Source organism: Kribbella sp. NPDC043289 (genome assembly GCF_056436705.1).
Window position 1 is genome coordinate 310,209 of record NZ_JBWKCB010000004.1, and the last position, 11,721, is coordinate 321,929.

8 protein-coding genes are annotated in these 11,721 nt (G+C 68.0%); 4 read left to right on the forward strand and 4 right to left on the reverse strand.

The genetic code is table 11. The features are described 5' to 3' along the window. Positions 1-357 precede the first annotated feature (357 nt). On the reverse strand, positions 358-1,464 hold the full coding sequence (locus tag AC0662_RS25825; protein ID WP_478303782.1) for a hydroxyacid dehydrogenase: 1,107 nt from the start codon (positions 1,462-1,464) through the stop codon (positions 358-360). A 152-nt stretch (positions 1,465-1,616) separates the two neighbouring features. On the opposite strand from AC0662_RS25825, the gene AC0662_RS25830 reads away from it, so the two are divergent. Genes AC0662_RS25830 through AC0662_RS25845 form a run of 4 tightly spaced genes read left to right on the forward strand, consistent with a single transcriptional unit; the run spans position 1,617 to position 6,433 of the window. Further along, positions 1,617-2,621, forward strand: a complete 1,005-nt coding sequence (locus tag AC0662_RS25830) for an ABC transporter permease (RefSeq protein WP_452194440.1) — start codon at positions 1,617-1,619, stop codon at positions 2,619-2,621. Next, on the forward strand, positions 2,618-3,511 hold the full coding sequence (locus tag AC0662_RS25835) for a carbohydrate ABC transporter permease (RefSeq protein ID WP_478303785.1): 894 nt from the start codon (positions 2,618-2,620) through the stop codon (positions 3,509-3,511). Before AC0662_RS25830 ends, AC0662_RS25835 begins: the two co-directional genes overlap by 4 nt. Before the next feature lie 10 nt (positions 3,512-3,521). Continuing rightward, positions 3,522-5,177 (forward strand): type 2 periplasmic-binding domain-containing protein, encoded by a 1,656-nt coding sequence (locus tag AC0662_RS25840; RefSeq protein WP_478303787.1) that lies wholly within the window; start codon positions 3,522-3,524, stop codon positions 5,175-5,177. Further along, the gene (locus AC0662_RS25845) at positions 5,174-6,433 is read left to right on the forward strand and encodes an alpha-L-fucosidase (protein WP_478303789.1); all 1,260 of its coding nucleotides are present in this window, start codon (positions 5,174-5,176) and stop codon (positions 6,431-6,433) included. The genes AC0662_RS25840 and AC0662_RS25845 overlap by 4 nt, the downstream gene beginning before the upstream one ends. Before the next feature lie 60 nt (positions 6,434-6,493). Here the strand turns inward: AC0662_RS25845 and AC0662_RS25850 are convergent, their stop codons facing one another. The 3 genes from AC0662_RS25850 to hemW all read right to left on the reverse strand — a co-directional run bounded on the left by AC0662_RS25850 (position 6,494) and on the right by hemW (position 11,672). Continuing rightward, positions 6,494-7,816, reverse strand: coding sequence for a M60 family metallopeptidase (locus AC0662_RS25850; RefSeq protein ID WP_478303791.1), 1,323 nt, complete (start codon positions 7,814-7,816; stop codon positions 6,494-6,496). A 102-nt stretch (positions 7,817-7,918) separates the two neighbouring features. Further along, entirely contained in the window at positions 7,919-10,282 is a 2,364-nt protein-coding gene (locus AC0662_RS25855; RefSeq protein WP_478303793.1) for a polysaccharide lyase 8 family protein, read from the reverse strand. A gap of 118 nt (positions 10,283-10,400) precedes the next feature. Continuing rightward, the gene (hemW, locus tag AC0662_RS25860; RefSeq protein WP_452194450.1) at positions 10,401-11,672 is read right to left on the reverse strand and encodes a radical SAM family heme chaperone HemW; all 1,272 of its coding nucleotides are present in this window, start codon (positions 11,670-11,672) and stop codon (positions 10,401-10,403) included. Positions 11,673-11,721: the final 49 nt, after the last annotated feature.

Sequence of the window (11,721 nt, forward strand, 5' to 3'; positions counted from 1 at the left end):
CCCCGCCAGCCAGAACCCTCACGCCCACCTCGTCCCACTCGACGCCCTGCACTCCCACACGCGCCACACGAGGGGTTATCCCCGCCAGTTGGGGGTTCTCCGTTGACATACGGGGGTAGAACCCCTGAAACGAGCGGATAACCCCACGCCGTACGACGCACCGCGCCCCGCGAAGCTCCCGCGCACCGCCGGGGGTTATCCCCTCCAGTCGGGGGTTCTCCACTGGTCTACGAACGCAGAACCCCCGAAACGAGCGGATAACCCCGCGCCGTGCGACACACCGCGCACCGCGAGGCTCGTGCGGACCGCGAGGCTGGTGCGCGCGGGCTGGGGTGGCGCCCTTGGCCGGTTGGTTTTTCATGCGATGCGGTTGAGGTCGTCGCGGGTGATGGCGTGGGCCAGTGGATGGCCGGCCGCTAGGCGCTCGACTTCGGCGGCTGCGGCGTCGCCCAGGCGGGTGGTTTCGTTGCCCATGGCACCTGCGATGTGCGGGGTGATGAAGACGTTGGGCGCGTGGAGGAGCGATGAGTCCGGCGGCAGGGGTTCGGGATCGGTGACGTCGAGTACGGCGTCCAGTCGGCCGGACACGCATTCGCGTTCCAGCGCGGCGTGATCGACCAGCCCACCGCGGGCCGTGTTGATCAGCACACCGCCGTCGGGCATCGACGCGAGCAGCTCCGCCGACACCAGCCCCTCGGTCTCGGGCAGCAAGGGCGCGTGCACTGTCACGATGTCGCTCGCCGCGAACAGGGTCGGAAGGTCGCACCACTCGGCCCCGAGCGCGGCCGCTTCCGACGGGCTCAGGTAGGGATCGCTCACCAGCACCGTCACGTCGAGATCCCGCAACCGCTCGAGTACCAATCGGCCGATCCGCGATGCGCCGAGGACGCCCACCGTCGTACCGAGTGCGCCCAGAACCGGGGCCCCGGGCAACGGTCGTTTGACGCCGGACTCGCGGAACCAGTCGCGGTGCCGGAAGGCGCGTTTGCCCGCGAGCACGATCGCCGCCAGCGTGAACTCGGCGACCGGGATCGCGTTCGCCGCGGCCGCAGACGACACCTCGATCCCGCGCTCGAACACGTCGGCGTCGACGAACGTCTTGATCGTCCCGGCCGCGTGCACGATCGCCCGCAGCTTCGGCGCCGCATCGAGTACGTCGGGAGTGATCCGCGGGCAACCCCACCCGGTCAGGAGCACCTCGGCCTCGGCCAACTCGTCCGCCACTTCAGCAAACGACGACACCAACCGCGGCCGCCCAGCGCCGGCCGAACTCCCGCCGACCGAACTCCCGCCGGCCAGGTTCTCCTCGTCGCAGCCGGCGCAGTCGAGGCCGAGCAACTCGGCGGACGCTTGCAGGCGCTCGCGGGTTGCTGGGGTGAATACCTCCGACCAGGTCTCCGCAGGCATCGCCACGAGGGTGCGCAACCGCGGACGGCTGCCCGGGTCGGTGTCAGGATTCGGCACGACTCACTCCTAGTAAACGGTTACTAGAAACCGTAGGCAGCTCGACGGCCAATGGTCAAGACATGTTCTCCAAGTCCTTGACAGCAAGGCGGTGAACGTTTCATGGTTACTGCCACCCGGGATAGCAACCGTTTACTATCAGGAGGCGCATCATGCATCGCGTCAGCCGATCCTCCGGCCGCGCACCGGACCGCGCCGCGAGTCGCGCAGCGAGCCGTTCCGCCCGCAAGGCCGCCCGTCCGGCCAAGCCCGGCGGCGGGCTGTTGGCGCGGCTGCGGCGTGATCGCGTGATGCTGCTGCTGGTGCTGCCCGGCTTCCTGTTCTTCGTGGTGTTCCACTACGTGCCGCTGCTGGGCAACGTGATCGTCTTCCAGGACTACCAGCCGTACCTCGGGTTCAAGGAGAGTCCGTGGGTCGGCTTCGGCAACTTCGCCGTGTTCGCCGAGCCGGACTTCTACCGCGCGCTGCTGAACACGCTGAAGTTCGCCGTACTCCAGCTGGTGCTGTTCTTCCCGGCCCCGATCGGACTGGCGCTGCTGCTGAACAGCATTGTCAGCCCGAAGATCAGGCGATTCGTGCAGAGCGTCGTGTACCTGCCGCACTTCATCGGCTGGGTGATCCTGATCTCGATCAGCCAGCAGCTGATCGGCGGCACCGGCCTGCTCCCCCAACTGCTCGGCGATCTCGGGCTGCCGCGCGTCGACCTGATGACCAGCTCGGGCTTCTTCCCGTGGCTGGTGACGTTGCAGCTGATCTGGAAGGACGCCGGCTGGGGCACGATCATCTACCTCGCCGCGCTGCTGAACATCGAGACCGAGCACTACGAGGCCGCGGCGATCGACGGCGCGGACCGGTGGCGGCGGCTGTGGCACGTGACGCTGCCGGGCATCGTGCCGGTCACGTTGCTGCTGCTCATCCTCAACCTGGGCAGCATCCTGTCGGTCGGCTTCGAGCAGATCCTGCTCCAGCGTGACGCCGTCGGCGCGGACGCGGCCGAGGTCCTCGACACCTACGTCTACTTCCACGGCGTCCTCGACGGCCAGTGGGGCCCGGCGGCCGCGGTCGGTCTGGTCAAGGGCGTGATCGGCCTGGTGCTCATCCTCGGCGCGAACAAACTCGCCCACCGCTTCGGCCACGAAGGGATCTACAGCCGATGAAGACCTCGCAGCGGCCGCCGTGGATGGAGGCGCCGACGAAGGCCGGGCTCGCGCTCAAGGGTGTGGTGATCGCGGTCGTCTGTCTGCTGGTGCTCTACCCGTTCGTCAACATCCTGGCGACGAGTCTGGCCGGCGAGTCCGAGATCACGCGACGCGGCGGCATCATTCCGCTGTTCCCGAGCGAGCCGACGCTGGCGGCGTACCGGACGATCTTCGCCGGAGGCGTGGTCAGCCATGCGTTGCTGGTCAGCGCGGCCATCACCGTGGTCGGTACGGCGCTCAACATGGTCGTCACGATCGCGCTCGCGTACGGACTCAGCCGGCCGATCGTCGCCGGACGCTTCATCCTCACCGCCGTCCTGTTCACCATGTTGTTCGGCGCCGGCATCATCCCGAACTTCCTGCTGGTCAAGGCGCTCGGGATGTACAACTCGTACACGTCGCTGATCGTCCCGGGCCTGGTCAGCGCCTTCAACTTCCTGGTCCTGCGCAACTTCTTCCAGAACATCCCGGCGGAACTGCTGGACAGCGCCCGGATCGACGGCGCCGGCGACTTCGCGATCCTGATCCGGATCGTGCTGCCGCTGTCCAAGGCGGTCCTCGCGGTCGTCGCACTGTTCTACGCCGTCAGCCACTGGAACGCGTTCTTCAACGCACTGCTCTACCTGAGCGACACCGGCAAGTGGCCGCTGCCGCTCGTCCTTCGCCTCTACGTCCTGCAGGGCCAGCCGGTCGGCGGCGGCACCGAGTCGCCCGGCGAGGCGGTGGCGTCGATCCAGGCCGTGCAGATGGCGGTCGTCGTCGTGGCGCTCGTCCCGATCCTCTGCGTCTACCCGTTCCTGCAGCGCTACTTCACCAAGGGCGTACTCACCGGCGCCATCAAGGGTTAGGAGAAAGACCGTGACCACCCCATCACTCAGTCGCCGCAGCTTCCTGCGGAGCGCCGTAGGTGTCGCCGTGATGAGCGCCACCGGCGTCCCGACGCTGGTTGCCTGCAGCAACGGCAGTACGGCGGCCGGTACCGCGCGCGCCTCCTCGGTGGCGCTGCCAACGTACGTCGCCTTCGAGGGTCCGAAACCGGATCTGGCCGGCACCGCGGACGGCGTACCGCCGGGCTACCGGACGTACCCGAAGGACCTCGTCACCACGGTGAAGTCACCGCCGCTGTCCGGCGGCAAGGTGAGCGTGATGACCGACATCTTCGACCCGCTGCCGCCGGCCAAGGAGAAGAACGCGGCCTGGCAGGCGGTCGAGAAGCAGCTCGGCGGCACGCTCGACCTGACGATCGTTCCGGACAGCGACTGGGCGACGAAGTTCCAGACGGTGCTGGCCGCCAACGAGCTGCCGGATCTCGTCCTGTTGTCCGATTCGAGCCTGGTCAACAATCTGCCCGCCTTCCTGTCGGCGAAGTGCACCGACCTGACGCCGTACCTGTCCGGTGACAAGGTCAAGGACTACCCGAACCTGGCGAACATCCCGCAGGTGATCTGGCAGGCCTGCGTGGTCCAGGACAAGATCTACGGGCTGCCGATCCCGCGCAGCATCACCGGCGGTGCCGGGTTCTACAACCAGCGGCTGTTCGATGCCGCCGGCATCGAGTACCCGGCCACCGCGGAGGACTTCCTGGCCGCCTGCAAGGAGCTCACCAAGCCGCAGCAGGGCCAGTGGGCGATCGTGAACTCCAAGGGCAACACGTTCTTCACGATGGTCCAGCAGATGTTCGGCGTCCCGTACGGCTGGAAGCAGGACAACGGCAAGCTGGTGAAGAGCTTCGAGACCGAGGAGTACAAGGCGGCCCTCGAGTACGCCGTGAACTTGGTCAAGGCCGGCGTCCTGGTCCCCGGCTCGGACGGGATCGACGGCACCGCCCGGAAGAACGCGTTCCGCTCCGGCAAGGGCGCACTGGTGTACGACGGCTTCCCGGCGTACTCCGGCTACGTCAAGGACATGGCCCGCCTGAACCCGAAGAACGACCCGCGGGCATTCGTCCCGATGGCCCCCAAGGGCGGCAAGGCGAACACCTGGTCGGACAACATCCTGTTCGCCTACACGCTGATGAAGAAGTCGGACGACGCGCGGGCGAAGGAGCTGCTCAACGTCGCGAACTTCTTCGCCGCGCCGTTCGGCAGCACCGAGAACCTGCTGCTCAGCTACGGCGTCGAAGGGGTCGACTTCACCCGCGACGCGCAGGGCAACCCGACGCTGACCAGCAAGGGTGAGGCCGAGATGACCGTGCCGTGGAAGTACATCACCGCCCCGCCGCAGGCGCTCTACAACGCGCAGTCCCCGACGTACGTCGACCGCGCGCACGAGGACCTGACCAAGCTGATCGGCCTGGTCGTGAAGGACCCGACGGCCTCGCTGATCTCGCCGACGAACGACAAGTCCGGGAGCGACATCGGGCAGAAGCTGAGCGACGTACGCAACGACGTGATCGCCGGACGCAAGCCGATCAGCGCGTTCGACGCCGCCCTGGCGAAGTGGAAGAAGGACGGCGGCGACAAGATCCGCGGCGAGTTCGAGTCGGCGCTGAGCGGCGGTGCGAGCCCGCGATGAGCTGGTTGACCGAGGCGCGGTTCGGGCTGTTCGTGCACTGGGGCATCTACGCGGCCGCGGCGCGGCACGAGTGGGTGAAGTCGTACGAGCAGCTCACCGACGCCGACTACCAGCCGTACTTCGACCACTTCTCGCCGGACCTGTACGACCCGGTGCGCTGGGCCGACGACGCGTGGAACGCCGGGATGCGCTACCTGGTGATCACCACGAAGCACCACGACGGGTTCTGCCTGTGGGACACCAAGCTGACCGACTACTCCGCGCCGCACACGCCGTGGGGCAAGGACCTGCTCGCGCCGATGGTCGATGCGTTCCGGGCGCGTGGTTTCCGGATCGGGCTCTACCACTCGCTGCTCGACTGGCACCATCCGGAGTTCCCGGTCGACCTGTACCACCCGCAGCGCAAGGACGTCGACTTCATCGACCGTACGGCGGACCGCGACGTCTCGAAGTACGCGGACTATCTGCACGGCCAGGTCCGCGAGCTGCTCACGGAGTACGGGAAGATCGACGTGATGTGGTTCGACTTCTCGTACGCCGATCGCGGGTTCAACGCGAAGGGTCCGGACGAGTGGCGGTCCGAGGAACTGCTCGCGATGGTCCGCGAGTTGCAGCCGGGGATTCTCGTCAACAATCGCCTGGGTCTCGGCTCGGGCGACTTCACCACACCGGAGCAGGTGCAGCCGCCGGGCAGTGAAGTTGCGGCAGGCAACGGTACGCAGGTGCCGTGGGAGGCGTGCCACACGCTGAACGGCAGCTGGGGTTATCACCGGGACAACCACGACTGGAAGTCGCCGGCGTTGCTGATCCGGATGCTCGTCGACGCGGTGTCGAAGGGCGGCAACATGCTGCTCAACGTCGGCCCGAACGGCCGCGGCGCCTGGGAACCCCGGGCTCTCGACGTGCTGACCGGCATCGGCGACTGGATGCACCTGCACGAGCGATCGGTGCGCGAGTGCGGGCCGAGCTCGTACGTTCCGCCGGCCGACTGCAGGTACACGCAGAACGGACGGCGGCTGTATCTGCACATCTTCGCCTGGCCAATGGGGCATCTGCATCTGCCGGGGCTCGGCGACCGGGTCGAGTACGCGCACTTCCTGCACGACGCGTCGGAGGTCAAGCGGGTCACGGTCGACCCGTCGGCGCCCGGCCACACGTACCTGGCCGGACTACCGGAGAACACGCTGACGCTGAAGCTGCCGAACCGCGCCCCCGAGGTCGACAGTGTCGTGATCGAGCTCTTCCTGCGCGACTGAGCTCACCCCGAACGACGAAGGCACCCACCCCGACCCGGTGGGTGCCTTCGTCTTGTTGTCCTACTGGCGGATCGTCGTCGGGTCGACAGCCGGCGGTGTCAGCTGCAGCGCCGCGAGCTGAGCGATCGCCTCGGCGTCGACCGGCACGCCCCATGCGCGGAAGAAGTCGCTGAGGTCGTGACCGGCGACCCGGCTGGACAGCACCACGAGATTCCGCAGCCGCACCGCCTCGTCGGTGTAGTCGCTCGCGTACGGGCGCTCGACGCGGACGAGCTTGTGCAGGTTCGGCCAGAAGCTGTCGCCGAACGCCAGCCGGAGCTGCTCGAACATCACCAGCTTCTCGTACGCGTCGAACGTCGTACCGTAGGTGACTCTCGGCGATCGCAGTTTGCCGGGCGCGCTCTGCCACGGTGTGAGGCCGGTCTTCGCGTCCGGTGCGTGCAGCCGCGGCTGCTGGCCGTACTTCGTTGCGAAGACCGCGTTGACCGCGAGCGAGTAGATGTTGACCGTCACCTCGGTCAACGAGCTGGGTTTGTAGGTGATCTGCTGATGCTGGTGCCCGAGCTCGTGGTAGATCCCCCAGCCGCGCATCCGCAGCCCCTCGACGGTCAGCATCCGGTCCTGGATCGGCGGCGGGAACGACATGTGGCCGTGCGTCGCATACGCGCCGACGCCCGTGATCGCGGACGGATACCCGACGAAGTGGTACGGGTGCACCAACCGCGCGTGCACCGGCGCGGACCCGTCGTACCCGCTGGTGGTGTCCTCGATCCGGATGATGTCCTCGTAGGTGGACAGCAGATCGGTGTGATTCTCGCTGCGGTACGTCAGGGCCGAGGCGCGTTCGACCGTGATCGTCGCGTGCGGCGAGACGAGCTCGACGTACGGCGTGGTGCGCTCGTCGAGCTGGCCCTGGAACTCGGCCTCACCGGTGCGGCCGAGGACGAAGTACGGCATCGGCTGGGCCTGCTCACCGATCGTCACCTTCGCCTGGCCGGAATCGCCGATCAGCTTGAGGTAGACGACACCACCGCCGGCGTCGGTGATCGTGTTGCGGCCCAGTTGGAGCGGGTACTCACGGGACGACTTGAACTCGGCGCGCGCGTCGGCGTCCGGTGCACCGATCACGAGCGTCGGGAGCAGGCTGCCCTGGTGTACGACGACGTTGAGCGCGGTCGCGGACGGGAGATAGAAGCCCGTCGAGCGGAGCTCGGTGGCGCTGAGCGAGTTCTGGGTGCGGTCGAGCTCCGTCGTGCGGGCCGATGGCAGAGCGGGAATCGTGATGGTGTTACCACCGGTCTGCGCGCTGGCCACCGTGGGTACGGCGGCGAGCGCCAGACCGGCGCCGGTGATCTGAAGAACACGTCGCCTGGTGAATTGCATGGGGCGGGCGTGCGGCATCATCGAACAACCTCCTGGTTGAACTTGCCAGCACCCGGCGACCCGGCCGGCGCATGATCGCCGGCCCCGGTTGCTTGCGGAAAATCAGTGGAAGGACGCGGTGTGCGTCGCTCCTCGGGTACCACCGACGGCGATGTCGAGCACCAGCTGCTTGCCGGTCGCGACCACCGTCACGGTGGCGTCCTTGTCGACAACTTCGCCGATCGGCTTGTCGACAATCAGCCTCAGCGTCTGCACCGTGCGGCTCGGATCCGACACCGCGACGGTCGTCGTACGGCCGTCCTTGCCGACCACGACGGACGCGGGCCCGTCGACGGTGAGTTCGCCGACCTGTCCCGCGGCCCAGAAGTTCGCCAGCGTCAGTTGCTCACGGTGTGAGCGGATCGCCTGCACGGCTGAGGTGTTCGCGAGGATGCTCAGGCCCGGATCCGCAGCGCGCTCGGCGGTCTCGCGACTGGTTGCTCCGGGCAACAGGACGTAGGCGTAGCCGCCGGTCGCGGTGCCGTGCTCGACGATCAGCTTCGCGTACCGCCGGGTGTACGGCGTGGTCGAACCGGCCGTGTCGTTGCCGATGTTGATCTCCGACCAGGACGCGGTGCGATCTTCCCGCTCGGTCCGGACCCGTCCGCCCTGCGGGAACACGTAGCCCGCGACGCCCTCCAGATGGGCCCACCGCGGATCGTCGTACGTCCCACTCGCGGTCCGCCCGTCGACGAGCAGCGCAGCGGTGCCGTTCTCGTGAAGGTTCCGGTTGTCGACGACCGTCTCCACCGGATAGCCGTCGGTGCCGACGATTCCGGCGCCGAGGGCAACGACCGAGTCGCGCAGGCAGAACCACGACTTCCGGGCTTGCAAGGTCTTGTCGTAGTTGATCAGGTGCATACCGACGGCACCCGCGATCTTGTTGTACGACGCCCCGCCGACCCACTCGGCGTAGGCCGCGACCGTGCCGGTGCCCGCGCCGCTGCCACCGGGATCGCGCGGTTTCGTGCTCACCGTCGTACCGGGCAGGCGCTCGGCGTCGACCGTCGGCCAGTACGCGTCGTTGAACTGCGCCTGGTCGTCCGTGTACAGGTAGGTCATGCCGTCGCCGACGTACCAACCGCGAAGGTTCTCGCCGTTGCCCCACTCGTACCGGGCCATCCGCTTCGACGACATCGCGATCGCGAACGTCCAGCCCGGGCGCCGGTGCACGACGCGGTCCTGGTTGTAGAACTGGAAGTGCTGCGGAGTCGCCGGCGCCGGCGTCACGGCGGTGTCAGCGAGGAGTGTCTTCGCGCGGGAGATCTGGGGAATGGAAGCGCCGGGAAGGTAGTCGTTCAGGCGGTCACGGGTGATCCAGCCCTTCGCGAGCGCCTTGTAGCGCGAGGCGTACGGTTCGGCGACACCGCTCGCCAGCAGCAGCACGGTCGACGTGGTGCCGTGCCCGTTGCTGTGGTCGCCGGCCTGCTCGCGGGAGATCGCGCGACCGGAGACGCAGTCCATCATCAGGCCGTCGGTCATGAACGGGGCGAAGCTCGCCTCGACCGCGTCCAGCAGTACGGCGCGGTTCGGGTCGGTGATCTCCCATGTGGAGCCGCCGAGCAGCGCGATCAGGTTCGCGACGCCTCCGAGCGCGACGTTGCCGTACGTGCCGACGTACGCGAGATTGCCGTGCTGGACGAAGGAGCCGTCACGGTAGAAGCCGTCGCCGCTCGTGACATAGGTGAAGATGCTGTTCTTGCCGGCCTCGACGACATCACTGAGCGCGTCGCGGGCGGTGGCGAGCTTGTCGGCGGACTTCCCGACGATCCCGCGGAGCGCGACGATCAGCGCCTTGTCGACCCGGTTCGCACCGGTTTCGCGCAGCGACGGGGAGTTCGTCCGGCGGTTCGGGTCCGGGACGAAGTGGTCGACGGCCCGCAGGTACGCCGTGATCTGGTCGGCGGAGAGCACGTCGTACGCGAGGATGCAGGTGTCGAGGAGGGCGCGTGGCGCGCCGATCTCCCAGAACCACCAGTTGCCGGTCTCCTTGAGCGATTCGTTGAAGCTCTTGGCGTTCAGGAAGTCGAGCGCACTGCTCAACTGGTCACCGGCGTCGGTCACCGTGGTGCCACTGGTCGCGCGAGCCATCGCGATCGTCTTCAGTCGCGTGTAGCTGATCGAGAAGTTGCCGCTCGCCGCGCTGAGCGGGAGATCCGGCCAGAGCGCGGTCCGGTCCGCCGCCGTGATCAGCGTGTCGACGAAGCCCTGAGCCTGCTCGCTGAGCGCGGCGAGCGCATCGGCGTACGCGCTGTCCGCGGCGTCGATCGCACCGCCGGTGTTCAGCTCGGCCCAGCGCGCCCGGAGGACGTCGAACTCGTCCTCGGCGAACGCTCGGGTGGGCAGGCTGAGCGCGCTCAGACTGCTCAGAGCGCCGGCGGCCAGCCCGGCCTGGAGCAGCAGGCGGCGACGGATGAAGGGCGGCATCGCGACTCCTCGGAAGGGGTAGTAAACGCTTACCACCAAGCCTGCCGTCTGCGCACAACAGTCGTCAACAGGTCACTGTGATCAGTTCTGATCACTTACGGCAGGGGTCGCGGATCAGTTACGGCAGCAGGTCGCGGACCACCGCGTCCGCCAGCAGCCGACCCTTGTCGGTCAGCACAAGCCGCTCGCCACCCACCGCTCGACCGCTCGCCTTGCGAACCTCGCTCGCCTCGCGCGTCAACGCGCCGTCGGCGATCACGGCGAGGCCGTCGGCGACCACCTGGTCGATCGCGGCTCGGCCCGCGTCGTCGAGGACTTCCAGCGGGAGGCCGGCCGACAACCTGACCTCGAGGAGCACTCGCTCGATCCGACGCGTCTCCTCGTCCAGCGTCTCGCGGGCGTACGCCGGACTCTCGCCCGCACCGATGCGCTCGGCGTACGCGCTCGGGTGCTTCACGTTCCACCAGCGGATCCCACCGACATGGCTGTGCGCGCCCGGCCCAATCCCCCACCAGGTGTCGCCGCGCCAGTACAGCTCGTTGTGCCGGCAGCGCGCCGCGTCGGTCCGCGCCCAGTTGGACACCTCGTACCAGCGCAGTCCCTCGGCCGTGAGCAACTCGTCGGCCAGCACGTATTTGTCAGCGAGATCGTCGTCGTCCGGCATCGGCAGCTCACCGCGCCGGATCCGCCGCGCGAGCTGCGTCCCGTCCTCGACGATCAACGCATAAGCGCTGACGTGATCCGGCTGCACCGACAACGCCGACTCCAGCGACGCCCGCCAGTCGTCGAGCGTCTCCCCCGGCGTCCCGTAGATGAGGTCAAGGTTCACGTGCTCGAAGCCGGCCGCGGCCGCCTCCTTGACCGCCTGCAGCGCCCGGCCCGGGGTGTGCTGCCGATCGAGGATCTTGAGCACGTGCGACGACGCGCTCTGCATCCCGAAACTCACCCGCGTGAACCCCGCCGCCAGCAGACCCTCGAGATACGCCGGGTCCACCGACTCGGGATTCGCCTCGGTCGTCACCTCCGCACCGGGCGCGAGACCGAACTCGTCCCGGACGGCGGCGAGCATCTTCCCGAGATCCGCGGCAGGCAGGAGGGTCGGCGTACCGCCACCGAAGAACACCGTGTCGACGGGCCGGTCCAGGTCTCCGAGCACGCGGCGCGCCTGCCGGACCTCCTCGACCGCGGTGTCGGCGTACGACGCCTGCGAACCACCGCCGCCCAGTTCTTTGGCGGTGTAGGTGTTGAAGTCGCAGTACCCACAGCGTGACGCGCAGAACGGGACGTGCAGGTAGAAGCCCAGCGGCCGCGAACCGGCCTCACGCACAGCGGCATCCGGCAACGCCCCATCCCGGGGCGCAACCTCCCCCTCGGGCAGTGTCGACGGCACCCACCCATCCTACGGAACCCCGACAGCGGCGAACCGAGCAACGGGTAGT

What these genes read in the sequence shown, in the direction of transcription:
- AC0662_RS25845 (WP_478303789.1), top strand. Translation starts at nt 5,174, where the DNA reads ATGAGCTGGTTGACCGAGGCGCGGTTCGGGCTGTTCGTGCACTGGGGC.
- AC0662_RS25855 (WP_478303793.1), bottom strand. Translation starts at nt 10,282, where the DNA reads ATGCCGCCCTTCATCCGTCGCCGCCTGCTGCTCCAGGCCGGGCTGGCC.
- AC0662_RS25835 (WP_478303785.1), top strand. Translation starts at nt 2,618, where the DNA reads ATGAAGACCTCGCAGCGGCCGCCGTGGATGGAGGCGCCGACGAAGGCC.
- AC0662_RS25830 (WP_452194440.1), top strand. Translation starts at nt 1,617, where the DNA reads ATGCATCGCGTCAGCCGATCCTCCGGCCGCGCACCGGACCGCGCCGCG.
- AC0662_RS25850 (WP_478303791.1), bottom strand. Translation starts at nt 7,816, where the DNA reads ATGCAATTCACCAGGCGACGTGTTCTTCAGATCACCGGCGCCGGTCTG.